This window comes from Roseateles sp. (assembly GCF_039929605.1).
GTDB lineage: Bacteria > Pseudomonadota > Gammaproteobacteria > Burkholderiales > Burkholderiaceae_C > Pelomonas.
The window spans coordinates 1-25839 of sequence record NZ_JBDSQX010000181.1; the positions used below are offsets into that span (position 1 = coordinate 1).

The 25839-nt window shown below is 68.0% G+C and carries 22 protein-coding genes, 1 pseudogene and 1 riboswitch; of the genes and pseudogenes, 20 read left to right on the forward strand and 3 right to left on the reverse strand.

The window, feature by feature from the left end; translation table 11 throughout:
- From ABIS05_RS24260 to ABIS05_RS24270, 3 genes and pseudogenes are all read left to right on the forward strand, one after another.
- Positions 1 to 722, forward strand: a pseudogene (locus ABIS05_RS24260) (pyridoxal-dependent decarboxylase, exosortase A system-associated); the annotation flags it as partial.
- Positions 723 to 802: 80 nt separating this feature from the next.
- Positions 803 to 1789, forward strand: coding sequence for a UDP-glucuronic acid decarboxylase family protein (locus ABIS05_RS24265; RefSeq protein ID WP_348013516.1), 987 nt, complete (start codon positions 803 to 805; stop codon positions 1787 to 1789).
- Positions 1786 to 2742, forward strand: a complete 957-nt coding sequence (locus ABIS05_RS24270) for a glycosyltransferase family A protein (protein WP_348013517.1) — start codon at positions 1786 to 1788, stop codon at positions 2740 to 2742. The genes ABIS05_RS24265 and ABIS05_RS24270 overlap by 4 nt, the downstream gene beginning before the upstream one ends.
- Positions 2743 to 2963: 221 nt before the next feature.
- Here ABIS05_RS24270 and ABIS05_RS24275 read toward each other — a convergent pair whose 3' ends face one another.
- Genes ABIS05_RS24275 through ABIS05_RS24285 form a run of 3 tightly spaced genes read right to left on the reverse strand, consistent with a single transcriptional unit; the run spans position 2964 to position 5403 of the window.
- Complete coding sequence (locus ABIS05_RS24275; RefSeq protein WP_348063355.1) at positions 2964 to 3875, reverse strand: diguanylate cyclase; 912 nt, start codon at positions 3873 to 3875, stop codon at positions 2964 to 2966.
- Positions 3876 to 3913: 38 nt separating this feature from the next.
- Entirely contained in the window at positions 3914 to 4672 is a 759-nt protein-coding gene (locus tag ABIS05_RS24280; protein ID WP_348013519.1) for an arginyltransferase, read from the reverse strand.
- On the reverse strand, positions 4669 to 5403 hold the full coding sequence (locus ABIS05_RS24285) for a leucyl/phenylalanyl-tRNA--protein transferase (RefSeq protein WP_348013520.1): 735 nt from the start codon (positions 5401 to 5403) through the stop codon (positions 4669 to 4671). The genes ABIS05_RS24280 and ABIS05_RS24285 overlap by 4 nt, the downstream gene beginning before the upstream one ends.
- A 15-nt stretch (positions 5404 to 5418) precedes the next feature.
- Between ABIS05_RS24285 and ABIS05_RS24290 the strand changes: the two genes are divergently transcribed.
- From ABIS05_RS24290 to ABIS05_RS24370, 17 genes are all read left to right on the forward strand, one after another.
- Entirely contained in the window at positions 5419 to 5790 is a 372-nt protein-coding gene (locus tag ABIS05_RS24290) for an arsenate reductase (protein WP_348013521.1), read from the forward strand.
- Positions 5791 to 5983: 193 nt separating this feature from the next.
- Positions 5984 to 7132, forward strand: coding sequence for an ammonium transporter (locus ABIS05_RS24295; RefSeq protein ID WP_348013536.1), 1149 nt, complete (start codon positions 5984 to 5986; stop codon positions 7130 to 7132).
- Between the two features lie 47 nt (positions 7133 to 7179).
- Positions 7180 to 7884 (forward strand): riboflavin synthase subunit alpha, encoded by a 705-nt coding sequence (locus ABIS05_RS24300; protein WP_348013522.1) that lies wholly within the window; start codon positions 7180 to 7182, stop codon positions 7882 to 7884.
- A gap of 177 nt (positions 7885 to 8061) precedes the next feature.
- A complete protein-coding gene (gene kdpF, locus ABIS05_RS24305; RefSeq protein WP_348013523.1) occupies positions 8062 to 8154 on the forward strand; it encodes a K(+)-transporting ATPase subunit F in 93 nt (30 codons plus the stop codon).
- Positions 8151 to 9842, forward strand: coding sequence for a potassium-transporting ATPase subunit KdpA (kdpA, locus tag ABIS05_RS24310; protein ID WP_348013524.1), 1692 nt, complete (start codon positions 8151 to 8153; stop codon positions 9840 to 9842). Before kdpF ends, kdpA begins: the two co-directional genes overlap by 4 nt.
- Positions 9839 to 11887, forward strand: coding sequence for a potassium-transporting ATPase subunit KdpB (kdpB, locus tag ABIS05_RS24315; RefSeq protein WP_348013525.1), 2049 nt, complete (start codon positions 9839 to 9841; stop codon positions 11885 to 11887). Before kdpA ends, kdpB begins: the two co-directional genes overlap by 4 nt.
- 3 nt (positions 11888 to 11890) lie before the next feature.
- Positions 11891 to 12475, forward strand: a complete 585-nt coding sequence (gene kdpC / locus ABIS05_RS24320; RefSeq protein WP_348013526.1) for a potassium-transporting ATPase subunit KdpC — start codon at positions 11891 to 11893, stop codon at positions 12473 to 12475.
- Positions 12476 to 12491: 16 nt separating this feature from the next.
- Entirely contained in the window at positions 12492 to 13460 is a 969-nt protein-coding gene (locus ABIS05_RS24325) for a magnesium and cobalt transport protein CorA (protein ID WP_348013527.1), read from the forward strand.
- A 152-nt stretch (positions 13461 to 13612) separates the two neighbouring features.
- Positions 13613 to 16279, forward strand: a complete 2667-nt coding sequence (locus ABIS05_RS24330) for a DUF4118 domain-containing protein (protein ID WP_348013528.1) — start codon at positions 13613 to 13615, stop codon at positions 16277 to 16279.
- 164 nt (positions 16280 to 16443) lie between these two features.
- Positions 16444 to 17106 carry a response regulator gene (locus tag ABIS05_RS24335; RefSeq protein WP_348013537.1) on the forward strand — a complete coding sequence of 221 codons (663 nt, stop codon included), beginning with the start codon at positions 16444 to 16446 and terminating at the stop codon, positions 17104 to 17106.
- Between the two features lie 196 nt (positions 17107 to 17302).
- A riboswitch (guanidine-I (ykkC/yxkD leader) is annotated at positions 17303 to 17403 on the forward strand.
- 61 nt (positions 17404 to 17464) lie between these two features.
- Positions 17465 to 18523: a putative urea ABC transporter substrate-binding protein gene (locus tag ABIS05_RS24340; RefSeq protein ID WP_348013529.1), complete on the forward strand. Its 1059-nt coding sequence runs from the start codon at positions 17465 to 17467 to the stop codon at positions 18521 to 18523.
- Positions 18524 to 18548: 25 nt separating this feature from the next.
- Positions 18549 to 19364 (forward strand): ABC transporter permease subunit, encoded by an 816-nt coding sequence (locus tag ABIS05_RS24345; protein WP_348013530.1) that lies wholly within the window; start codon positions 18549 to 18551, stop codon positions 19362 to 19364.
- The gene (locus ABIS05_RS24350) at positions 19361 to 20158 is read left to right on the forward strand and encodes an ABC transporter ATP-binding protein (RefSeq protein WP_348013531.1); all 798 of its coding nucleotides are present in this window, start codon (positions 19361 to 19363) and stop codon (positions 20156 to 20158) included. The genes ABIS05_RS24345 and ABIS05_RS24350 overlap by 4 nt, the downstream gene beginning before the upstream one ends.
- 1 nt (position 20159) lies before the next feature.
- The gene (locus ABIS05_RS24355; protein WP_348013532.1) at positions 20160 to 20891 is read left to right on the forward strand and encodes an urea amidolyase associated protein UAAP1; all 732 of its coding nucleotides are present in this window, start codon (positions 20160 to 20162) and stop codon (positions 20889 to 20891) included.
- A gap of 10 nt (positions 20892 to 20901) precedes the next feature.
- A complete protein-coding gene (locus tag ABIS05_RS24360) occupies positions 20902 to 21537 on the forward strand; it encodes an urea amidolyase associated protein UAAP2 (RefSeq protein ID WP_348013533.1) in 636 nt (211 codons plus the stop codon).
- A 188-nt stretch (positions 21538 to 21725) separates the two neighbouring features.
- The gene (uca, locus tag ABIS05_RS24365) at positions 21726 to 25328 is read left to right on the forward strand and encodes an urea carboxylase (RefSeq protein ID WP_348013534.1); all 3603 of its coding nucleotides are present in this window, start codon (positions 21726 to 21728) and stop codon (positions 25326 to 25328) included.
- Between the two features lie 4 nt (positions 25329 to 25332).
- The coding region (locus ABIS05_RS24370) for an amidase family protein (RefSeq protein WP_348013535.1) at positions 25333 to 25839 on the forward strand (507 nt) is incomplete at its 3' end.

Genomic DNA, 25839 nt, shown 5'->3' on the forward strand with positions numbered 1-25839 from the left:
CCAAGCAGTTCGGCATCGATGCCGAGGCGCTGCCCGAGGTGCTGGCCGAGGTGGGCCGGCTCAGCGGTGATGGCGTGGCCTTTGAAGGCTTCCACCTGTTTGCCGGCTCGCAAAACCTCAAGGCCGAGGCGATCTGCGAGGCGCAGCAGAAGAGCTACGAACTGGCCCTGCGCCTGGCCGAGTCCGCACCCGCGCCGGTCAAGTTCCTGAACCTGGGTGGCGGCTTCGGCATTCCGTATTTCCCGGGCGAATCGCGGCTGGATCTGACCTCGATTGCCGACAACCTCGCCGCGCTGCAGGCCCGCGCCAAGGCGGACCTGCCGCTGACCAAGCTGGTCATCGAGCTGGGTCGCTACTTCGCCGGCGAGGCTGGCATCTATGTCAGCCGCGTCGTCGACCGCAAGGTCTCGCGCGGCCAGGTCTTCCTGGTGGCGGATGGCGGCCTGCACCACCACCTGTCGGCCTCGGGCAACTTCGGCCAGGTGCTGCGCAAGAACTACCCGGCGTCCATCGAACCGCAGGGTCGCAACGAGCCGACGACCGAAGCCGCGAGCGTCGTCGGCCCGCTGTGCACACCGCTGGACTTGCTGGCCGATCGCATGGACATGGTGCGCGGCGACATCGGTGACCTCGCGGTCGTCTACCAAAGCGGCGCTTACGGTCGTAGTGCCAGTCCCGAAGGATTTCTTGGCCATCCCGCCTGCGTCGAGGTACTGGTATGACGAATCTGCATGCCTAGAATCCGCGCCTCGTTTTCCCTCGGCCACGCTTGAGCCGGTCACTGCGAACAGGACTGAAACAGATGAAAACTTACAGCTTGAGAAAGCGCATCCTGATCACTGGCGGCGCGGGCTTCCTCGGTTCGCACCTTTGCGAACGCCTGTTGGATCAGGGCCATGATGTGCTGTGCGTGGACAACTACTTCACCGGCACCAAGGCCAATATCGCCCATCTGTTGCCCAACCCGCACTTCGAGTTGATGCGTCACGACGTGACGTTTCCGCTCTACGTCGAAGTTGACGAAATCTACAACCTGGCCTGCCCGGCGTCTCCTGTTCATTACCAGTTTGACCCGGTCCAGACGACCAAGACCAGCGTGCATGGCGCCATCAACATGTTGGGCCTGGCGAAGCGCGTGAAGGCCAAGATCCTGCAGGCCTCGACCAGCGAGGTGTACGGCGACCCCAAGATCCACCCGCAGACGGAAGACTACTGGGGCCATGTCAATCCGATCGGGCTGCGCTCTTGCTATGACGAAGGCAAGCGTTGCGCCGAAACGCTGTTCTTCGATTACCACCGCCAGCACCAGTTGCGCATCAAGGTCGCGCGCATCTTCAATACGTATGGCCCGCGCATGCATCCGAACGACGGGCGCGTCGTGTCCAACTTCATCGTGCAGGCGTTGAAGGGCGAAAACATCACCATCTACGGCGACGGCTCGCAAACCCGCTCCTTCTGCTACCGCGACGACTTGATTGAAGCCATGATTCGCCTGATGAACACGGGCGACGACTTCACCGGCCCCGTCAACATCGGCAACCCCGGTGAGTTCACGATGTTGGAGCTGGCCCAGAAGGTCATCGCGTTGACGGGCTCTTCCTCTCAGGTGGTGCACGGTCCGCTGCCCAGCGACGATCCGATGCAGCGCAAGCCCGACCTGACTCTGGCGCGCAAGCACCTGGGTGCCTGGGAGCCCAGCACCCAACTCGACGATGGTCTTCGCAAGACGATCGAGTATTTTGACGCGCTGCTGTCCGGCAGGCTTGCTAGCGGTGGAGCCACCGTTTGACGACCAGCCGCGAGCCGAAGGTGACTGGGCTGGTCTCGGTCATCATCCCGGCCTACAACGCGGCAGCCTACGTGGCCGAGGCGGTCGACAGCGTGCTGGCACAGGACTACCCGCACGTTGAAGTCATCGTTGTCAACGATGGCTCCAAGGACAACACGCTGGAGGTACTGCGTGGCTATGGCGACCGCATCCGCGTCATTGACCAAGCCAATGCCGGCCCTCCGAAGGCGCGCAACGCAGGCCTTGCGGCCGTGCGCGGCGAATATGTCGCCTTCCTCGACGCCGACGATATTTGGCTGCCGACCAAGCTGTCGGCCCAGGTGGCGCACCTAGTTGCCCATGCGGACGTTGGCACCGTTTTCACTCGCTGGTTTGTCTGGCCGGCTGACGCGGACGGTGTCTTTCGCATCCCGGCCGTGAGCCCGGTACCTGTCGTGAGTGGACCTGTCGTCGCGTCCCGGTCGGGTTGGATGTACACCCAACTGCTACTCGAAAGCCATCTTCTGACCACGACGGTCATGATGCGCCGCAGTCTGATTGAGGCCATCGGTGGCTTCGACGTGAACCTTTTCAACGGCGATGACTACGACTTCTGGCTGCGTGCCTCGCGCGAAGCCAAAGTCGACCAACTCGACGCCGTTGGAGCCTATTACCGCGTCGTGCCCGGCTCGGTGTCGCGCAAGGCCCGTCCGGTGAATTACGAGCGGGTTGTCATCGAGCAGGCGCTCAAGCGTTGGGGTCTTGAGGATCCCAAGGCCGGTACGACCATGGATGCCGGCCTTATGCGTGATCACCTGGACCGTCTTGCTATTCAGTTCGGATACGATCATTTGTTAGTAGGTGATCCGGCTGTGGCCTGGGCCAGTTACGCCGAGGTGCTGCGTCGGCGGCCCTGGCGAGTAACGTTGTGGCCGGCTGCGGCTAAGGCTCTGGCAAAGCGGCTTCTTAGCTGAGTTGCCGTGTTCAGGCGTCTTCCCAAACGCCGTCGCGCGCTGGGCTGATCTGCCACATGACGCCGTAGGTGCCGGAGCTGCTCGGCCCGGTAGCGGGGAGAGGGTGCAGTGCCAGCCCCGAAGGTTTTTTAGGCCATCCGGCCTGCGTGGAAGTGCTGGTTTAGGGGCTTCGGCGAAGTCCTCCGGCGCCGCGGGCAGGATCGGCGTCCCGGTCGATCCACTCAGTGGGCTAGGACGCAGCGATCTCGCCCAGCGTCCTTGGCTTGATACAGGGCGACATCGGCGCGAATCAGCAGCGCACCGATGCCCTCGCGAGGCTGCGCTTGAGCCATGCCGATGCTGATGCTGTAGCTGAAGTCCGGCGCCTCGCTGATGGGCCGCGAGTGCTTCACCGCTGCCTGCAGGCGGCGCATCACTTCGTGTGCAGCGGGCAGATCGATGCCTGAGAAGACGACGAGAAATTCCTCGCCACCGTATCGCCCACATGCATCGGCGCGTCTCAGGCCTGATTGCAACAGGCGCGAAAAATCCTTCAACACCTGGTCGCCCCCGGCGTGGCCCAACCGGTCGTTGATCTTCTTGAAGTGGTCGAGGTCGATCATTGCCACGCAGGGCTTGAACGAGTCCCGCATGAACGACGCCACCAGATGATTCGATATCGCTGCGCGGTTGGCGATACCCGTGAGCGGGTCGACCTGGCTGGCGCGCAGAGCAAGATCGCGTGCGATGCGCAGTTCGCGATGGTCGCGGCCCAGGTCGCTGATGTCGACGCCGATGCACAAGATCCAGCCGCGCTCATCGACTGTCTGCGTCAGGAGCATCCAGCGGCCATCACTGAGGTCAACCTCAAACTGCCGATAGGGTTGCTTGCCTCGGCGAGATGCGGCAGAGGCCAACCAGCTTTCGAAGTCAGGTGTGTTGATCACGGCGCCCATCTGGCTCTGATGGCTGCGGCGCATCATCTCGGACCATGTCATGCTGGCATCCGCCGGAATCCCCAGCGCCTCGCGGTAGGCCGTGTTGGCCCAGCGCAGGCGGTCGTCGTGATCAAACACCGCCACCATGCCACCGTGGCGAGCCAGTGCGGGCGAGACCAACGCACTGACTTCGACGGGGATGATTTCGGGCGTCAACATGCCGCGCCTATTGAACTGCCCCGGCACTCATGGAGTCAGTCTGGCGTGGGCTGACACGGGTCTTCCCAGACGCCGTTCTGAAGCGTCTGGTACGGCCTGAAGCCGGCCTTGTAGGCCATCTTCGGGCTCTCCTCGATCCAGTAGCCCAGGTAGAGGTGGCTCAGCTTGAGTTCGCGCGCCTGTTGGATCTGCCACAGCACGCCGTAGGTGCCGAAGCTGCCTTCGACATCGGGGTCGTAGAAGGTGTAGACCGCCGACAGGCCGTCGCTGAGGATGTCGAGGATGGACACCATGCGCAGCGGCCCGGGACCTGACTGGCCGTCCGGCGTGGTTTCGCGGAACTCGACGAGGCGTGAGTTGATGCGGCTCTGCAGCAGGAACTGCGTGTACTGGTCGACGCTGTCGTGGTCCATGCCGCCGCCGGAATGCCGGCCGGCCTGGTAGCGCAGGTAGAGGGCGTAGTGCTCGGGCGAGTAGCCCAGGCGCATGACCTTGGCCTGCAGATGGCGATGCGCTTTGAGCGCGCGCTTTTGGCTGCGGTTGGGCTCGAAGCGGCCCACCGGCACGCGCAGCGCGATGCAGGCGCGGCACTGGTCGCAGTAGGGGCGGTAGGTGAACAGGCCGCTGCGCCGGAAGCCGGCGGCGACCAGGTTGGAGTAGGCGTCGGCGTGGATCAGGTGGCTGGGCGTGGCGACCTGCGAGCGCGCCTGGCGGCCCGCCACGTAGCTGCATGGGTAGCCTGCCGTGGCATAGAACTGGATCTGCGCGAGGGGCAGTTCTTTGGGGTGGGTCACGTCGTAGTCAGCAAGTGCCTGTGCCAGTAGTCTGGATGATAGGTCCACGGCCCTGGTGCGGGTTTACCGACATGGGTGGCGAGGTGGGCCTCAAACGCCCCGCGAGAGACTTCTGCCGCACCCAGCGACGCCAGATGACGCGTGTTCTGCTGGCAGTCGACCCAGCCGATGCCGAACTCGCGGCACAGGCAGATCAGCGCGCACAGCGCGATCTTGGACGCATCGGTGCGACGCATGAACATCGATTCACCGTAGAACATGCGCCCGAGGTTGACGCCGTACAGGCCGCCCGCCAGCTCGCCGTCCACCCAGGTCTCGACACTGTGCATGGCCGGCCAGGCGAGGTAGGCCGCCTGCAGCTCGGGCACGATCCACGTGCCCGCTTGGCCTTCGCGCGGCGAACTGGCACAGGCGCGCAGCACGGCGGCGCGGTCGTGGTCGATGCGGATCTCGCAGCCCGGCGTAGCCGCAAAGCGCTGTACCGTCTTGCGCAGCGAACGCGACAGCTTGAAGTCGGCCGTCTGCAGCACCATGCGCGGGTCCGGTGCCCACCACAGCGGCGGCTGACCGGGGCCATACCAGGGGAAGATGCCACGCCGATACGCGGCTTCCAGGCGTTCGGGGCTGAGCGTGCCGCCGGCGGCCAGCAGGCCGGCTGCGTCGGTGTCGGGGCCCAGCGCCCGGTGGCTGGGCGGGAAGTCAAGGGACGCTTCGTCCAGCCAGTCAATCATGGGCGGCAACTTAACATGGCGGCCATGATCACCGTCTACGGCATTGCCAACTGCGACACCGTCAAAAAGGCCCGCACCTGGCTGGCTGAACGGGGCCTGGAAGTCGCCTTCCACGACTTCAAGAAGCAGGGCGTGCCCGCCGACTTGCTGCCGACCTGGCTGGCCGCCTTCGGCCGCGACAAGCTCGTCAACCGCGCCGGCACCACATGGCGCAAGCTGAGCGACGCGACCAAGGCCGGTGTCGTCGATGACGCATCGGCCACGGCGCTGATGCTCGCCGAGACGAGCGTCATCAAGCGCCCGGTGGTGCGCTGGGCCGACGGCCACTGGACGCTCGGATTCGGTGCGCATACGTTCGAAGAAGGTGCGCGTGTCGCCCTAAAGTAGGGCGACAAATCCGAATTTGGTGCTCGCAACGGTGATGGTTGTGCATTAAAACTGGGCATTGAACTTGCTGTTTCGGTGCGTGCCGAATCGGCTTGGTGCATATCGCCCAAGTCTGGCGCCGATCACGGAGACAGCGTTGGAGACTTCGATCAAGCAGGGCGCGGATGCGCTCTTCATTTTGTTGGGCGCCATCATGGTGTTGGCCATGCATGCGGGCTTTGCCTTCCTGGAATTGGGCACCGTGCGCAAGAAGAACCAGGTCAATGCGCTGGTCAAGATCCTGGTGGACTTCGCCGTCTCCACGCTGGCCTATTTCCTGGTGGGCTATCTGGTGGCCTACGGCACGCATTTCTTTGTCGGTGCCGAGCAACTCGCGCAGAAGAACGGCTACGAGCTCGTCAAGTTCTTCTTCCTGCTGACCTTTGCTGCGGCCATCCCGGCCATCGTGTCGGGCGGCATCGCCGAGCGGGCCCGCTTTGGCCCGCAGCTATTCGCCACGTCGATCATCGTCGGGCTGATCTACCCGGCGTTCGAGGGCGTGGCCTGGAACCAGGCCTTCGGCGTGCAGGCCTGGCTCAAGGCCACGACGGGCGCCGAGTTCCATGACTTCGCCGGCAGCGTCGTCGTGCATGCCGTGGGCGGCTGGATCAGCCTGGCCGCCGTGCTGCTGCTCGGGCCGCGTCTGAACCGCTACCGCAAGGACGGCGCGATGAGCGCGCATCCGCCGTCCAGCATCCCCTTCCTCGCTTTAGGCGCCTGGGTGCTGACGGTGGGCTGGTTCGGCTTCAACGTGATGAGCGCGCAGACGCTGGACAAGATGTCGGGCCTCGTCGCCGTCAACTCGCTGATGGCGATGGCCGGCGGCACCCTGGCGGCCGTGCTGCTGGGCCGCAACGACCCCGGCTTTGCCTACAACGGCCCGTTGGCCGGCTTGGTGGCGGTCTGCGCGGGTTCGGACGTGATGCACCCGCTGGGCGCGCTGGTCACCGGTGGCATCGCCGGCTGGGTGTTCGTCAAGTTTTTCACCCTAACGCAGAACCGCTGGAAGATCGACGACGTGCTCGGCGTGTGGCCGCTGCACGGCCTGTGCGGCGCCTGGGGCGGCATCGCCTGCGGCGTGTTCGGGCAGACGGCGCTGGGCGGTATCGGCGGCGTCAGCGTTGGCGCGCAGCTGATCGGTACTTCGCTTGGCGTGGCCTGGGCGCTGGCAGGTGGCTTTGTCGTCTACGGGCTGATCAAGCGATTCGTCGGCCTGCGGCTGGACGCGGAGCAGGAGTTCGAAGGCGCCGACCTGTCCATCCACAAGATCGGTGCGACGCCCGACCGCGAGGCCAACTGGTAAGCTGGCCGCCACTCTCCAAACGGCCCCGCTCGGGGCCTTTTTTCATCATGTTCACAGGCATCGTTCAGGGCGTCGCCCGAGTCGAATCCATCGACGCCCGCGATGGGCTGCACACGCTGGCGCTGAAGCTGCCGGCCGGCTTCGATGAGGAACTGGCCATCGGCGCCAGCGTCTCCTGCGACGGCGTCTGCCTGACCGTCACCGAGCGGCCTTCGCCCGACGTGGCGCTGTTCGACGTGATGGCGCAGACGCTGAACTTGACCACGCTCGGCGGCTTGCGTGCCGGCTCGGGCCTGAACGTCGAGCGTGCGGCAAAAGACGGCGCCGAGATCGGCGGCCATCCGCTGTCCGGCCACGTCGACGTGTCGGCCCACATCGCCGAGATCCGCCGGCCGGACAACAACTGCGTCATCCGTTTCGCCGTGCCGGCGCCGTCGATGCGCTATGTCTTCGCCAAGGGCTACATCGGCGTCAACGGCTGCAGCCTGACGGTGGCCGAGGCCCAGCGCGAGCGCGACGGCTCGGGCTGGTTCGAGGTCTGGCTGATCCCCGAGACGCTGCGCATGACGACCTTCGGCGACAAGGCGGTGGGCGATGCCATCCACATCGAGATCGACCGCAGCACGCAGGTCGTCGTCGACACCGTGCGCGATGCGCTCGACGAGAAGCTCGGCCCGCTGCTGCCCGTGCTGGAAGCCATCGCGCGGGAGCGCGGCATCGACATCACGCAGCTGGCGCTGAGCAAGTCTTGATGCTTTCTTGATGCCCCCCGCCTCGATCTTGTCGAGGCTTTGACGGCGAGATTTCCAGAATGCCTCCATCGCAATTGGAGGTGTCATGGACATCGTTTTTCTGGGGCTTGGCGCGGTGCTCGCGCTGTTGACGGTGCTCGCGACCTGGGGCTGCGACAAGCTGGCGGGAAGGAAGTCATGAACGGCTTCGAACTGGCCGCAATCGTGCTCGTCATCGGGCTGGTGGCATATCTGTTCTGGGCCTTGCTGTTCCCGGAGGACTTGTCATGAGTACCTCGGGATGGGTCCAGCTCCTCGGCTTTCTCGTCGTGCTGCTTGCGCTGGCCTGGCCGCTGGCGCGGTGGATTCACGCGGCGATGGACGGCCGCGTGGAGTGGCTGCGTGGCATCGAAGGCCGTGTGTTGAAGCTGGCCGGTGTCGACCCCGAGGCCGAGCAGGGCTGGTTGCGCTACGCCCTCGGCCTGCTGCTCTTCAACGCCATCGGCGTCGTCGCCGTCTACGCGCTGCAACGCCTGCAGCACCTGCTGCCGCTGAACCCGCAGGGCTTTGGCGCGGTGTCGCCGGACTCGGCCTTCAACACCGCCATCAGCTTCGTCACCAACACCAACTGGCAGGGCTATGGCGGCGAGTCGACGATGAGCCATCTGACGCAGATGCTGGCGCTGACGGTGCAGAACTTCCTGTCCGCTGCCACCGGCCTGGCCGTCGTCGTCGCGCTGCTGCGGGGCTTCGCTCGCCACAGCGCGCAGACGGTCGGCAACGTGTGGGCCGACCTCACCCGAGCGACGCTCTGGGTGCTGCTGCCGCTCGCCTTCGTGTTCGCCATCGCGTTGGCCGGCCTGGGTGTCGTGCAGACGCTGGACGCCAGCCGCCAGGTCGTCACGCTTGAAGGGTCGAGCCAGACGCTGGCCGTTGGCCCGGTCGCGTCGCAGCTGGCCATCAAGATGCTGGGCACCAACGGCGGTGGCTTCTTCAACGCGAACTCGGCCCACCCGTTCGAGAACCCGAGCGCGGTGACCAACGCGCTGCAGATGCTGTCCATCTTCCTAATCCCGGCGGCGCTGTGCTTCGTCTTGGGCCGGCAGGTGGGTGACATGCGCCAGGGCTGGGCGCTGCTGGGCGCCATGACGGCGATCTTCGTCGTCGCCGTCGTCGTAGCGACCGGCGCCGAACAGGCCGGCAACCCACGCATGACCGAGCTCGGCGTGAGCGCTTCCGGCGGCAACATGGAAGGCAAGGAGGTGCGCTTCGGCATCAACGCCTCGACGCTGTTCGCCGTCATCACGACGGCCGCCAGCTGCGGTGCGGTCAATGCCATGCACGACAGCTTCACGCCGCTGGGCGGTGCCGTGCCGCTGGTGATGATCCAGCTTGGCGAGGTGGTGTTCGGCGGCGTCGGCGCGGGCCTGTACGGCATGCTGGTGTTCGCCATCCTGGCCGTGTTCGTGGCCGGGTTGATGATCGGCCGCACGCCCGAATACCTCGGCAAGAAGATCGCGGCGCATGAGATGAAGATGGTGTCGCTGGCCATCCTGCTGACGCCGCTGGCGGTGCTGGGCGGCACGGCGCTGGCGGTGTTGCTGGAGCCCGGCCGCGCCGGCATCTCCGCCCCCGGCGCGCATGGCTTCAGCGAGGTGCTGTATGCCTTCTCGTCGGCCGGCAACAACAACGGCAGCGCCTTCGGGGGCCTTTCGGCCAACACACCCTTCTACAACCTGCTGCTGGGCCTGGTGATGTGGGTGGGCCGCTTCGGCGTCATCGTGCCGGTGCTGGCCATGGCCGGCTCGCTGGCCGCCAAGAAGCGCCTGGCCGCAGGCGAGGGCACGCTGCCCACGCATGGGCCGCTCTTCATCGCCCTGTTGATCGGGGTGGTGATCCTGGTCGGCCTCTTGAACTATGTGCCGGCGCTGGCCCTCGGTCCGGTCGTCGAGCACCTCATCCTCCGGAGCGCTGCATGAATCGCGCCTTCTCTCTGCTGGACCCCAAGCTGGCCCGCCAGGCCCTGGGCGAGTCTTTCACCAAGCTGGACCCGCGCACGCAGTTGCGCAACCCGGTGATGTTCGTCGTCTACCTCGGCAGCGCGTTCACCACCGCGCTGGCCCTCGCCCGACCCGACGGCTTCACCATCGCCGTCACGCTGTGGCTGTGGTTCACCGTGCTGTTCGCCAACTTTGCCGAGGCGCTGGCCGAGGGTCGCAGCAAGGCGCAGGCGGCGTCGCTGCGTGGGCTCAAGAAGGAGACTTGGGCCAAGGTCGCCGAGGACTGGAAACCCGGCGTCGCGCGTGACAGCCTGAAGTGGCATCCGCGCGAGGCCGGCACGCTGCGCAAGGGCGAGGTCGTGCTGATCGAGGCCGGCGACGTGGTGCCGGCCGATGCCGAAGTGGTGGACGGCGTCGCCTCGGTGGACGAGAGCGCCATCACCGGCGAGTCCGCGCCCGTCATCCGCGAGAGCGGTGGCGACTTCTCGGCGCTGACCGGCGGCACGCGCGTGCTGTCCGACTGGGTCGTTGCCCGCGTGGCCGTCAACCCGGGCGAAACCTTTGTGGACCGCATGATCGCGATGGTCGAGAACGCCAAGCGCAAGAAGACGCCCAACGAGATCGCGCTGACCATCCTGCTAGTGGCGCTGACGCTGGTGTTCCTCGGCGTCGTCGCCACGCTGCTGCCGTTCTCGCAGTTCGCGGTGGCGGTGTCCGGCGCGGGTGAGCCGGTCAGCCTGGTCGTGCTGGTGGCGCTGCTGGTCTGCCTGATCCCAACGACCATCGCCGGCCTGCTGTCGGCCGTGGGCGTGGCGGGCATGAGCCGCATGCTGCAGGCCAATGTCATCGCCACGTCCGGCCGCGCCGTCGAGGCGGCCGGCGACGTGGACGTGCTGCTGCTCGACAAGACCGGCACCATCACGCTGGGCAACCGCCAGGCCGATGCGTTCTGGCCCGTCGAGGGCGCGAGCGAGGTGCAGCTGGCCGACGTTGCCCGCCTGGCCTCGCTGGCCGACGAGACGCCCGAGGGCCGCAGCATCGTGGCGCTGGCCGACCGCAAGTTCGGCGCGGCCACGCCCACCGAGCGCGGCGAGTTCGTGCCCTTCACGGCGCAGACGCGCATGAGCGGCGTGGACCTCGGCGCGCGCCTCGTCCGCAAGGGTGCCGGCAGCGCGGTGCGCGCCCACGTCGAGGCGCTGGGCGGCCGCTGGCCCGGCAACGTGCAGGCCAGCATGGACGAAGCCGCCCGCCGGGGCAGCACGCCGCTTGTCGTCGCGGATGGCACGCAGGTGCTGGGCGTCGTCGAGCTCAAGGACATCGTCAAGCCCGGCATCAAGGAGCGCTTTGCGCAACTGCGCCGCATGGGCATCAAGACGGTCATGGTCACTGGCGACAACCGCCTGACCGCAGCGGCCATCGCGGCCGAGGCCGGCGTGGACGACTTCCTCGCCGAGGCCACGCCCGAGGCCAAGCTCGCACTGATCCGCGAGCACCAGTCGCAAGGCCGGCTGGTCGCCATGACCGGCGACGGCACCAACGACGCGCCGGCCCTGGCCCAGGCCGACGTGGCCGTGGCGATGAACACCGGCACGCAGGCCGCCAAGGAGGCCGGCAACATGGTCGACCTCGACAGCAACCCGACCAAGCTCATCGAGATCGTCGAGACCGGCAAGCAGATGCTGATGACGCGCGGGTCCCTCACGACCTTCAGCATCGCCAACGACTTGGCCAAGTATTTCGCCGTGCTGCCGGCGGCCTTCGTGTCGACCTATCCGCAGCTGGCGGCGCTGAACGTCATGCGTCTGGCCAGCCCCAGCTCGGCCATCCTCAGCGCGGTCATCTTCAACGCGCTGATCATCGTCGTGCTGATCCCGCTGGCCCTCAAGGGTGTGCGCTACCGCGCGGTGGGTGCGGCCGCGCTGCTGCGCCGCAACCTGCTCGTCTACGGCCTGGGCGGCGTCATCGTGCCCTTCATCGGCATCAAGGCCATCGACCTGCTGCTCGTGACTCTTCACCTGGTCTGACTCATGAACACCCAACTCCGCCCCGCGCTGACCCTCTTCGTGCTGCTCAGCCTCATCACCGGCCTGGCCTACCCGCTGCTCGTCACCGGCGTGGCGCAGACGGTTTTCCCGCGCCAGGCCAACGGCAGTCTGGTCGAGCGCGAGGGCAAGCCGGTCGGCTCCACGCTGATCGGTCAGGCATTCACCGACCCCGGCCACTTCTGGAGCCGTCCGTCGGCCACCGCACCAGCGCCCTACAACGCGGCCAACTCCGGCGGCTCCAACCTTGCGCCGACGGCGCCGCAGCTGGTCGAGGCCGTCAAGGCGCGCATCGAGGCCCTGCGCGCCGCCGACCTCGGCAACACCGCACCGGTGCCGGTGGACCTCGTCACCGCGTCCGCCAGCGGCCTGGACCCGCACATCAGCCGCGCCGCCGCCGACTACCAAGCCACCCGCATCGCCCGCGTGCGCGGCCTGCCGGTGGCGCAGGTGAGGGCGCTGGTCGACGAGCACACCGAAGGCCGCGCGCTCGGCTTCATCGGCGAGCCGCGCGTCAACGTGCTGGCCCTCAACCTCGCACTCGACCGTGCGACGATCCCCGCACGATGACTCTGAACCGAACAACATGCTGATCAACAGCGCCGTGTATGAGGACGGCCGCATCGTGGCCGAGCCGGGGCTGGACGGCGTCGCCGCCGCGCTGCAAAGCCAGAAAGGCTTTGTCTGGATCGCGCTGCGCGACCCCAGCGACGAGGAACTGGAGCTGCTGCAGCGCGAGTTGACGCTGCCGCCGCTGGCCGTTGAAGACGCCCGCAAGGGCCATCAGCGGCCCAAGGTCGAGGAGTACGGCGACATGCTGTTCGCCGTCATGCACCTGCTGGAGACTGGCCCTGAGGAGCTGCAGGTCGGCGAGGTGCACGTCTTCGTTGGCCCGCGCTTCGTCGTCTCGGTGCGGCACAACAGCCAGCAGGGCTTTCTCGGCGTGCGCGGGCGGGCGGAGCGCGAACCGCATCTGCTGCGCCAGGGGCCGGGCTTTGTCTTCTACGCGCTGATGGACGCGGTCGTGGACCGCTACTTCCCGCTCATCGACGCCATCGAGGCCGAGCTGGAGCAGCTGGAGGAAACCATGTTCCAGCCCCGGCTGGACCGGCAAGCCGTGGTGCAGCGGCTGTTTGCGTTGAAGCAGCGCCTGGCCACGCTGCGCCACGCCGTCACGCCGCTGCTGGAGGTGACGGCCAAGCTGCATGGCGGCCGCGTGCCGGTCGTCTGCATGGCCCTGCAGGACTATTTCCGCGACGTCTATGACCACCTGCTGCGCATCCAGGCCAGCATCGACGCCGCCCGCGAAACCATCATCGCGGCCACGCAAGTGAACCTGACGCTGGTCACGCTGGAGGAATCCCTCGTCACCAAACGGCTGGCCGCCTGGGCCGCGATCTTTGCGGCGTCCACGGCGCTGGCAGGCATCTGGGGCATGAACTTCGAAAAGATGCCCGAGCTGAAATGGGCTTACGGCTATCCGATGGCCTTGTGCACCATCGCGCTGGTCAGCGGCGCGCTGTACTGGCGCTTCAAGCGGCTGGGCTGGTTATAGATGCCCCTCGTCCAAGGTCTACCTTGGCCGGTCCCCCGAGGGGACGGCGATGCTTGCCGGATTGACCGGCAAGCACATCGCCCAAGGCGGGCCGGCTTGGGAGCGGCCCGGCGCTCGGCCCGCGAATTGCGGGTCACGCCAGTGCCACTGGCATGACTGACTCCAGACCCGACCCCGACGCGCTGCTTGCCAAGGTCCAGCGCGACGAGGCCGCCGCCGCGCGCGGCCGGCTGAAAATCTTCTTCGGCGCCAACGCCGGCGTCGGCAAGACCTTCGCGATGCTCGCCGCCGCACACGCGGCGCGCACCCAGGGCAGGGCGGTGCGCATCGGCGTCGTCGAGACGCATGGACGGGCCGACACGGAAGGCATCGCCCGCGATCTGCCGCGCCTGCCGTTGAAGGACATCGCCCACCGTGGCCAGACGCTGCGCGAGTTTGACCTCGACGCCGCGCTCGCCTGGGGCGCAGCCGAGCCCGGAGGCGTGCTGCTGCTGGACGAGTTGGCCCACAGCAACGCGGCAGGTTCGCGCCACGCCAAGCGCTGGCAGGACGCGCAGGAGCTGCGCGAGGCCGGCGTGGAGGTGTGGACGACGCTGAACGTGCAGCACCTGGAAAGCCTGAACGACATCGTCGGCGGCATCACCGGCATTCGCGTCTGGGAGACCTTGCCGGACAAGGTCTTCGACGCGGCCGACGAAGTCGTCGTCGTCGACCTGCCGCCCGACGAACTGCTGCAGCGGCTCAAGGAGGGCAAGGTCTACCTGCCTCAGCAAGCCGAGCGTGCGGCCAAGAACTTCTTCCGCAAGGGCAACCTGCTGGCGCTGCGCGAACTGGCCCTGCGCCGCACAGCGGACCGGGTGGACGACCAGATGCAGGCCTACCGGCGCGAGCACAGCGCGGGCACGGTCTGGCCCAACCGCGAATCCCTGCTGGCCTGCGTCGGGCCTGACGGCAACGGCGACAAGGTCGTGCGCAGCGCCGCCAGGTTGGCGCAGCAGCTCGGGCTGGACTGGCACGCGGTGCATGTCGAGACGACGCGCAGCCTGGCCGAGGCGGATCGCCAGCGCGTGCAGCGCACGCTCGAGTTGGCGCAGAGCCTGGGCGCGCGCACGGCGGTGCTGTCTGCGCCCGAGGTAGGGGCGGCCCTGGCGGGCTATGCGCGCGAGCACAACCTGGCCCGGCTCGTCGTCGGCCGGCGCGAGCGCGCCTGGCGCTGGCCCGGCCGGCCAACGCTGGCCGAAAAGCTGAGTCATCTTGCCGAGGAGATGGATGTGTTGCAGGTGGCACTGCCCACCCACTCGCGCCCGCCGGAGCCGGCACCGCAGCGTGAGCTCGGGCTGCTTGCGCCCCATGCACTGCGCGGTTATGCGGTGGCCCTGCTCGGCAGCCTGCTGGTGACGGCCACCGGCCATGTACTGCTGCTGGGCATCATGGAGCCCACCAACATCGCCATGCTTTACCTGCTCAACGTCGTCGGCGTGGCGCTGCGCTTTGGCCGCGCGCCGGCCGCGATGGCGGCGTTGCTGGGCGTGGCTGCGTTCGACTTCGTTTTTGTCGAGCCGCGTTGGTCGTTTGCCGTGGGCGACGCCCAATACCTCGTCACCTTCGTCGTGCTGCTGCTGGTGGGCTTGGTCATCGGGCAGCTCGCCGCCGGCCTTCAGGCCCAGGCTCAGGCCGCCCGTGAACGCGAGCGCCGCGTGCGCGGGCTCTATGCGATGTCACGCGACCTGGGCGCGGCGCTGGTGCCCGAGCAGGTCGCCGAGATCGCCACACGTTTCCTGCGTGCGGAGTTTGGCGCTGCGTCGGCCGTACTGGCGCCGCCTCCGGGCGCCACGCCCGGCCGCGAGGTGCTGGCCGTGCTGCCCGGGGCGAACACGCAGCCCGACCTCGGCGTGGCCCAGTGGGCCTTCGACCACGCCCAGCCGGCCGGGCAGGGCACCGACACCCTGCCGGCCAGCGCCTGCCTGATGCTGCCGCTGACGGCGCCCATGCGGCTGCGCGGCGTGCTTGCGGTTGAAGGCAAGGGCCAGCGCTGGTCGCCCGAGCAGCGCGAGCTGCTGGACACCTGCGCGGCGCTGTTGGCCATCTCGCTGGAGCGCATCCACTACATCGAGGTGGCGCAGAGCAGCACCCTGCAGATCGAGAGCGAGCGCCTGCGCAACTCACTGCTGACGGCCATCTCCCACGACCTGCGCACGCCGCTGGCCGCGCTCGTGGGTCTGGCCGACGCGCTCAAGCTCACACCGCTGAACGGGCCCCAGGTCGACGTGGCCGACGCGATGCGCCGCTCGGCGCTGCGCATGAGCGCGCTGGTGGCCAACCTGCTCGACATGGCGCGGCTGCAGTCCGGCACCGTGCAGTTGAGCCGTCACTGGTTGCCGCTGCAGGAGGTGGTTGGCGGCGCGCTGGCAAACCTGGACGAAGCGCTGGCCGGCCGTGACGTGGCCGTGGACCTGCCCGCCGACCTGCCCCTGGTCGAGCTGGACGCCGTGCTCATCGAGCGCGTGCTCGTCAACCTGCTGGAGAACGCGACCAAGTACGCGAGTGGCGCCATCCGCATCGGCGCACGGACGGCGGGGCGAAACGTCGAGATCGATGTGAGCGACACCGGCCCGGGCTTCCCGGCCGGCCGCGAGGCCCAGCTCTTCGACAAGTTCGAGCGCGGTGACCGCGAGAGCGCCACGCCCGGCGTGGGCCTGGGCCTGGCGATCGCCAAGGCCATCGTCGAGGCGCATGGCGGCCGCATCAGCGCCCACAATGTTTCGACCGGCGGCGCCTGCGTTCGCATTGAGCTGCCTTTGGGCCAACCGCCGACGTAGATGACACTGTCCTTCCTTCCCACCCTCATGAACATAGCCACAGAGGCGCAGAGGCACAGAGAGATCACCACGTTCTCTGCGCCTCTGTGTCTCTGTGGCTGTGTTGGGTATTCGCTTCGTCAGTCGCCGAGGGATGCGTCTTGAGCACGGCAGCACGCGTGTTGATGATTGAGGACGAGCCGGAGATCCGCCGCTTCGTGCGCATGGCGCTGGAGAGCGAGGGCCTGGAGGTCTTCGAGGCGGCGACGCTGCAGCGCGGCCTCATCGACGCCGCCACGCGCCGGCCCGAACTCGTCGTGCTGGACCTTGGCCTGCCGGATGGCGACGGGCTGGACTTCATTCGCGAGTTCCGTGGCTGGTCGCAGGCGCCGGTGCTGGTGCTGTCGGCCCGCGAGGGAGAGGAGCGCAAGGTGCAGGCGCTGGACGCCGGCGCCGACGACTACCTCGTCAAGCCCTTCGGCGTGGCGGAGCTGCTGGCGCGGGTGCGCGTGCAACTGCGCAGGCACGGCGCCGGCAAGGACGCCGACCCCGTGCTGCGCTTCGGCCCCGTCGCCGTCGACCGCGCGCTGCGCACGGTGACGCGAGACGGCGAGGAACTGCACCTCACCCCCATCGAATACCGCCTGCTGCAGGAGCTGGCCACCGTGCCCGGCCGCGTGCTGACGCACCAGCACCTGCTCAAGGCGGTGTGGGGCCCGGGCCATGCCGAGGACGTGCACTACGTGCGCGTGCACATGGCCAACCTGCGCAAGAAGATCGAGGCCGACCCGAACCGGCCGCAGTGGCTGGTGACGGAGGCGGGGGTGGGGTATCGGTTGAAGGTTTGAAGGGCTTCGAACCGGCGTAGGCGATGGAGGGCGAGAAATGCACCACAACTGCGCAATATCAGTCGGGTGTCACGCCATCGCGGTGCATTGAACCCCGTTGTGATACGTCCAGCGGTGGACCTTCTGCTGTTTCCGTAGCTTTTCATATGGCACGGACGTTGCGTAGGTTCCGTCGGGGGACAGCATCGCGCTGCACCTAATGGCTGGCTAGGGTTCCGGTCCGCACACGCGGATGTCTGGTCCGAGAGCTGGCGACCTCCAGACGAGGTTACACGGCGGGACAAAAGCCCGGGAGAACTGCGAACGCACTTCGGTGCGTGGCGCTGCTCCCCGCCGTTAAACCCTCTGGAGTGACCTCATGATCCTGCGACGTCTCGTCTTCGCCCTCTGCCTGGGCTCCGCAAGTCTGTTGAGTTCCGTCGCCCACGCGGCGACCAAACAGTCGTTCAGTGTGTGCTGGACCATCTATGCCGGCTGGATGCCCTGGGAATACGCCCAGACGCAAGGCATCGTCGACAAGTGGGCGAAGAAATACGGCATCCAGGTCAAGATCGTCCAGATCAACGACTACGTCGAGTCGATCAACCAATACACGGCGGGCAAGTTTGACGGCTGCACCATGACCAACATGGACGCGCTGACCATCCCTGCGGCCGGCGGTGTCGACAGCACCGCGCTGATCCCGGGTAGCTATTCCAGCGGCAACGACGGCATCGTGCTGAAGGGCAAGGGCAAGACGCTCAAGGACATCAAGGGCCTGAACGTCAATCTCGTGCAGTTCTCGGTCTCGCACTACCTGCTGGCGCGCGGCCTGGAGACGGTCGGCCTGCGCGAGCGCGACGTCAAGGTCGTCAACACCTCGGATGCGGACATCGCCGGCGCGTTTGCGAGCCCGTCGGCCCAGGCCGTCGTCACCTGGAACCCCCAGCTGTCCACCGTCGCTGCCATGCCCGGCGCGACCGCGGTGTTCGACTCCAGCAAGATCCCCGGCGAGATCCTCGACCTGATGGTGGTCAACACCGCCACGCTCAAGGACAACCCGGCGCTCGGCAAGGTGCTGGTGGGTGCCTGGTTCGAGGTGATGGCGCAGATGAAGGCGAAGAACCCGGCAGCGCTGACGCACATGGCCAAGGCCTCGGGCACCACCCTTGACGACTACACGAAGCAGCTCGCCACGACCGCGCTGCAATTCACGCCGGCCGACGCGGTCAAGCTGGCCAGCGGCCCGCAACTGCCCGAGACGATGAAGCGCGTCGCGAAGTTCTCGTTCGAAAAGGGACTGCTGGGCCAGGGAGCGCGCAACGCCGACGCGATCGGTGTGGCCTTCCCTAACGGCGTCGTCAACGGCAACGCGAAGAACGTGAAGTTGCGCTTCGACGACACCTTCCTGCGCCTGGCGGCCGACGGCAAGCTCTGACCCCGTTCCACAACCAGGGTTCACCATGCGCTTCATCAACCGGGTTCCGAACCGCGGCGTACGGCTGCTGCTCGCCATGCTGCCGCTGGTGCTGCTGCTGGTCATCTATGCGGCCGGGTCTGCGGCCCGCCTGAGCGAGAACCCGGACGACAAGCTGCTGCCCAGCTTCGCGCAGATGGTCGACGCCATGCGCCACATGGCTTTCGAGCAGGACGAGCGCACCGGGGACTACCTGATGTTGTCGGACACGCTGGCGAGCCTGCAGCGCCTGGGCCTGGGCCTCGGGCTGGCGGCTCTTGTCGGTCTGTGCCTGGGCGTCGCCGCGGGCGCCTTTCCGCTGCTGGGCGCGCCGCTGTCGCCGCTGCTGGCCGTGGTCTCGGTGATCCCGCCGCTGGCGATCCTGCCGATCCTGTTCATCGCGTTCGGCCTCGATGAGCTGTCCAAGGTGATGCTCATCGCGATCGGCGTGGCGCCGCTGCTGGCGCGCGACCTCGAGCAGCGCGCCAAGGAGATCCCGCAGGAGGTGATGGTCAAGGCGCAGACGCTGGGCGCCAACAGCTGGACCATCGTGCTGCGCGTCGTGCTGCCGCCGCTGTTCTCGCGCCTGCTGGTGTCGCTGCGGCTGATGCTGGGAGCGGCCTGGCTGTTCCTGATCTCGGCCGAGGCGATCTCCGCGACGGCAGGCCTGGGCTACCGGATCTTCCTGCTGCGGCGCTACATGGCGATGGACGTGATCCTTCCCTATGTCGTGTGGATCACGTTGCTCGCATGGCTGTCGGACGCGGCACTCAAGCATCTGAATCGCTGGTGGTTCCCGTGGTCGGAAGGAGCCAAGGCATGAGCTATATCACGGTGAAAAACGTCTGGCAGCGCTACGGCGACCACGTGGTGCTGGAGCGGCTGAATCTCGCCGTGGAAGAAGGCGAGTTCTGCACGCTGGTCGGTGCGTCGGGCTGCGGAAAGTCCACCTTCCTGCGGCTGCTGCTCGGGCAGGAGCAGCCGAGCAAGGGCCAGTTGCTGCTGCAAGGCCAGGCGCTGCCCGCTGAACCCGACGCGACCCGGGGCGTGGTCTTTCAGCGCTACTCGGTGCTTCCCCATCTCGACGCGCTGGACAACGTGGCCATCGCGCTGGAGCTGCCGCGCGCGAAGTGGACCGGCCGGCTGTTCGGCCGGGCCAAGCGCGAGGCGCGCCGCGAGGCCGGCGAGATGCTGGAGCGCGTCGGCCTCGGGCATGCCTTGCATCGCTATCCGAGCCAGCTGTCCGGCGGCATGCAGCAGCGACTCGCGATCGCGCAGGCGCTGATCGCCCGGCCGCGCGTGCTGCTGCTCGATGAGCCCTTCGGCGCGCTGGACCCGGGCATCCGCAAGGACATGCACGTGCTGCTGCACGATCTCTGGCGCGAGACGCGGCTGACGGTGTTCATGGTCACGCACGACCTCTCCGAAGGCTTCCACCTCGGCACGCGCCTGCTCGTGTTCGACAAGACACGCGTCGACCCGCATGCGCCGCAGGCCTACGGCGCGCGCATCACCTACGACATCCCGTTGAACCAGGACCGCCTGGCCGACGCCGAGGCCGCCGCCATGCGTGCGCACGGCGTTCCCGCGCCGTTGCCGGTGCCATCCAAGGAGTGACATGAGCTCGCAATCCCTCACCCTCGAGACGCCGTTGCGCGAGGAGACCGTCCCCGGCGGCGGCCACCTTTCCTTCGTCCTCAAACGCGGCCAGGTGCTGCGCATCACCGACCTCGAAGGCGGTGCCAACGCCGCCCTCATGCTGCTGAACGCGCAGCAGCCCAGCGACCGCTTCAACCTGCCCGACACCCTCAAGGGCCAGCACACCGCGCGACTCACCGCCGGCCACTGCCTGGTCTCGGACATGGGCCGGGTGCTGGCCGCGATCACGGCCGACACCTGCGGCTGGCATGACCCGTTCGGCGGCCTGCTCAACGCCGACGAGGTACGAGAAAAGTATGGCGCCGGCCGCTACCAGGAGCTGCGCAACGGCTTCTTCCGCAACGGCCACGACAACCTGCTGGTGGAGATGGGCAAGTGGAACCTGGACCTGCAGGACCTGCTGATGGTGGTCAACCTTTTCAGCAAGGTCGTCGTCGCCGCCGACGGGACGTTCGCGTTCGTCCCGGGCAACTCCAAGGCGGGCGACTACATCGAGCTGTTCGCCCCCATGGACACGCTGGTGTTCCTGACCGCGCTGCAGCACCCCATGGACCCTGCGCCGCGCTACGCCCCGCGCCCGCTGCAGCTGAGCTGGAAGCTGGCGCACGGCGACGCGCTGAGCGTCGGCTGCCGCACGTCGCGCCCGGAGAACGCGCGCGCTTTCCGCAACACCGAGCTGTTCAACCTCTGAGGAGTGCGTCATGTCCCTGACGACCAGCGAACTTCGTCCCGAATCGGCCGTCTCGCGCCACGTCATCCCCGCCGGCGAGCCCTACCTGTGCGAAGTGCGCCGCGGCCAGACCGTGCGCCTGCTCGACCTCGAAGGCAACCAGGCGATCGACACGCTGTTCTACAGCGTGGCCAACCCGCGCGAGCGCTATGACGCGCAGCGCACGCTGCGCCGCCAGAACCGCGCCTACCTGACGACAGGCAGCGTGCTGTATTCCAACCTCGGCAACCCCTTGCTGACCATCGTGGCCGACACCTGTGGCCGCCACGACACCCTCGGCGGCGCCTGTGCCCAGGAGAGCAACGTCGTGCGCTATGCGTTCGAGAAGCGCTACATGCACAGCTGCCGCGACAACTTCATGTGCGCCTGCCTGCGCGACGGCCGCCTGAAGAAGGCGGACATCGGCGCCAACATCAACTTCTTCATGAACGTGCCGGTCACGCCCGAAGGCGGGCTGACCTTCGAGGACGGCATCTCGGCGCCCGGCAAGTACGTGGAGCTGCGCGCCGAGATGGACGTGATCGTGCTGATCTCCAACTGCCCGCAGCTGAACAACCCCTGCAACGGCTGGAACCCCACGCCCGCGGAGGTGCTGGTATGGGACTGATGTTGCGCAGGCTGCTGCAGGCGGCGCGGCCCATCGCCTTTCACCTGGCGCAGCTGCGCGCCGGCATCAAGCCTGAACCGAGGGCGAAGCGCCCCTGAAGAGGCGCGGCCCTGGCCGCCGCCTCTCGCCGTGGACGACCACGGCGCGACCCCTCAACGCGGGACGGCCCGCGCGTCGAGATTGACAACATGTTCGACAAGCTCCTCATTGCCAACCGCGGCGCGATCGCCTGCCGTGTCCTGCGCACACTGCGCCAGATGGGCGTGCAAGGCGTCTCGGTCTACTCCGACGTCGACGCCGCCAGCCTGCACGTGCAGCAGGCCGACGAGGCGATCAGCCTCGGCGACGGGCCGGCCGCGCAGACCTACCTCGTCGTCGACAGGATCCTGGACGCCGCCCGTCGCAGCGGGGCACAGGCCATCCATCCGGGCTACGGATTCCTGTCCGAGAACGCCGCGTTCGCCGAGGCCTGCGAGGCCGCAGGCATCGCCTTTGTCGGCCCGACGCCCCGGCAACTGCGCGTATTCGGCCTGAAGCACACGGCCCGCGCCCTGGCGCGCGAGCAGGGCGTGCCCATGCTGGAAGGCACCGAGCTGCTCGAGAGCGTCGAGGCCGCGCTCGAAGCCGGCGCCAAGGTCGGCTATCCGGTCATGCTGAAGAGCACGGCGGGTGGCGGCGGCATCGGCATGCGCGTCTGCCACTCCGCGCAGGATCTCGCCGAGGCCTTCGAGACCGTGCGCCGCCTCGGCCAGAACAACTTCAGCGACGCTGGTGTCTTCATCGAGAAGTACATCCAGCGCGCCCGTCACCTGGAGGTCCAGGTGTTCGGCGATGGGCGCGGCGAGGTCGTCGCGCTCGGCGTGCGCGACTGCTCGGTGCAGCGCCGCAACCAGAAGGTGCTGGAGGAGACGCCGGCGCCCAACCTGCCCGCCGGCATGGCAGACGAGCTCTGCGCCGCGGCGATCAAGCTGGCCAAGGCGGTGAGCTACCGCAGCGCCGGGACGGTGGAATTCGTCTACGACAGCGAGGCCGGCCGCTTCTACTTCCTGGAAGTCAACACCCGCCTGCAGGTCGAGCACGGCGTGACGGAGCAGGTGTGGGGCGTGGACCTGGTGCGCTGGATGATCGAGCTCGCGGCCGGCGACCTGCCGCCGCTGGCGGAACTGGTGCGGGGCCTGAAGCCCGTCGGCCATGCCATCCAGTCGCGGCTCTACGCGGAAGACCCGGGCCGCGACTTCCAGCCCAGCCCGGGCCTGCTCACGGCCGTGTCCTTCCCGCCTGCGGACGGGCGGGCCGTGCGCATCGACACCTGGGTCGAGGCCGGCTGCGAGATTCCGCCCTACTTCGATCCGATGATCGCCAAGCTGATCGCCTGGGCGCCGACCCGCGACGAGGCGCGCCTCGGGCTGGACGCGGCGCTGGCCGGCACCGTGCTGTACGGCGTGGAGACCAACCGCGACTACCTGCGCCAGATCCTGGCCGACGCGCCGTTCGCGAGCGGTTCGCCGTGGACTCGTTGCCTGGAAGGCCTGGCCTACCGCGCCCACACGCTCGAGATTGTGTCGTCGGGCACGCAGACCACGGTGCAGGACTTCCCCGGCCGCCAGGGCTACTGGGCCGTCGGCGTGCCGCCCTCGGGCCCCATGGACGACCGTGCGCTGCGCCTGGGCAACCGCCTGCTCGGCAACCCCGAGGGCGCGGCCGGGCTCGAGATCACGATGACCGGCCCGACGATCCGCTTCCACGCTGACGCGGTGGTCGCCGTCACCGGCGCCGACATCCCGGTGCGCGTCGACGGCATCGCCCAGCCCCTGCACACCGCGCTGCTCGTCGCGGCCGGCAGCGTGCTGGCCATTGGCAGCATCGCCGGCGCCGGAGCGCGCAGCTACCTGGCAGTGCGCGGCGGCCTGCAGCTGCCCGACTACCTGGGGAGCAAGAGCACCTTCACGCTGGGCCAGTTCGGCGGCCACACCGGCCGGGCGCTGCGCGCCGGCGATGTGCTGCATGTCGCACCGCTGGCCGACCGGGCCTGTGGCCAGGCGCTGGCCGCCGGCCTGCACACGTCGCTCGGCGCCGTGCGCGAGCTGCGCGTGATCTACGGCCCGCATGGCGCGCCGGAGTACGTCACGCCGGGCTACGTCGACACCTTCTTCGCCACCGACTGGGAAGTGCACTTCAACTCGAGCCGCACCGGCGTGCGCCTGATCGGGCCGAAGCCGGAGTGGGTGCGGGACAGCGGCGGCGAGGCCGGCCTGCATCCGTCCAACATCCACGACAACCCGTATGCGATCGGCGCGGTCGACTTCACCGGCGACATGCCCGTGATCCTCGGGCCCGATGGCCCGAGCCTGGGCGGCTTCGTGTGCCTGGTGACCGTCATCGAGGCCGACCTGTGGCAGCTGGGCCAACTCAAGGCGGGCGACAAGGTGCGCTTCGTACCGGTCGACATGCCGACCGCCCGCGCGCTCGCCGATGCGCGGGAGCAGGAGTCGAGGGCGCTGGCAGCGACGCCGGTGAGCTGGCAGCGGAGCGCGCCGGCGTCGCCCGTCGTGCTGGACCTCGGCACCGGCGACAAGCGCCTGGTCGCGCGCCTTTGCGGCGACACCCACCTGCTGCTGGAGATCGGCGCGCCGGAGCTGGACCTGGTGCTTCGCTTCCGTGGCCACGCGTTGATGCAGGCGCTCCAGGCGCGCGCACTGGACGGCGTGGTCGACCTGACACCGGGCATCCGCTCCCTGCAGGTCCACTACCGCCCACGCACGCTGCCGCTGGATGCGCTGCTGACGGCTGTCGCCGACCTGTGGGACGGCGTCTGCGCGGCCGACGACCTCAGCGTGCCTTCTCGCGTCGTGCACCTGCCCCTGAGCTGGGACGACCCGGCCTGCCAGCTCGCCATCCAGAAGTACATGACCACGGTGCGCAAGGACGCGCCCTGGTGCCCCAGCAACCTCGAGTTCATTCGCCGCATCAACGAGCTCCCCGATCTCGACGCCGTGCAGCGCACGGTGTTCGACGCCAGCTACCTCGTGATGGGCCTCGGCGACGTCTACCTCGGTGCCCCCGTGGCCACACCGCTGGATCCCCGCCACCGGCTGGTGACCACCAAGTACAACCCCGCGCGCACCTGGACGGCGGAGAACTCGGTGGGCATCGGCGGCGCCTACATGTGCATCTACGGCATGGAGGGCCCCGGCGGCTATCAGTTCGTCGGCCGCACGCTGCAGATGTGGAGCCGCTACAAGGACGTCGCCGCCTTCGGTGGAAAGCCGTGGCTGCTGCGCTTCTTCGACCAGGTGCGCTTCTTCCCCGTCAGCGCCGACGAGCTGTTGCGTATCCGGCGCGACTTCCCCCTCGGCCGCTATCCGCTGCGCATCGAGGAGACCCGGCTGAACCTGGCCGACTACCAGGCCTTCCTTCAGCGCGAGGCCGCATCCATCGAGGCCTTCCGTTCACACCAGCGCGCCGCCTTCGATGCCGAGCGCCAGCGCTGGGTCGACTCCGGCCAAGCCCATTTCGAAAGCGAGGAGGCGAGTGTTGCGGATACCGCCGAAGCGCCGTTGCCTGCGGGCATGCGCGCCGTGGAAAGCCAGCTCGCCGGCAACCTCTGGCAGGTGCAGGCCGAGGTCGGCCAGCGGGTCGCGACCGGCGACGTGCTCGTCGTGCTCGAGTCCATGAAGATGGAAATCTCCCTGGGCGCGCCCTGCGATGGCGTGGTGCGAGAGATCCGTGTGCAGCCCGGCTCGCCTGTGCGCGCGGGGCAGTGCGTCGTCGTCGTCGAAGAAGGGGTCTGACGCCATGCCCATCGACCTGAACCTCACGGCCCTCAACGAGGCCTATTGCCGCGGGGCGCTGTCCCCACGGGTTGTCATCGCCGAGGTCGTGGCGAAAGCCCGGGCGCTGAACCCCGAGTTCAAGCTCTTTATCCATGTGCTGTCGGATGACGAGCTGAGCCCCTACCTGGCCGCGCTCGAGGGCCGCTCGCCGGCGGACCTGCCGCTGTACGGCGTGCCGTTCGCGATCAAGGACAACATCGACCTCGCGGGCACGCCGACGACCGCGGCGTGCCCCGCGTTCGCCTACACGCCCTACCGCAGCGCGTTCGTGGTGCAGCGGCTCATCGCCGCGGGCGCGATCCCGATCGGCAAGACCAACATGGACCAGTTCGCGACCGGGTTGACCGGGACGCGGACGCCCCACGGGACGTGCGCGAGCGTCGTCGACCCGCGCTATGTCGCCGGCGGGTCGAGCTCGGGGTCGGCGGTGGCCGTCGCCGACGGGACCGTCGCGTTCGCGCTCGCGACC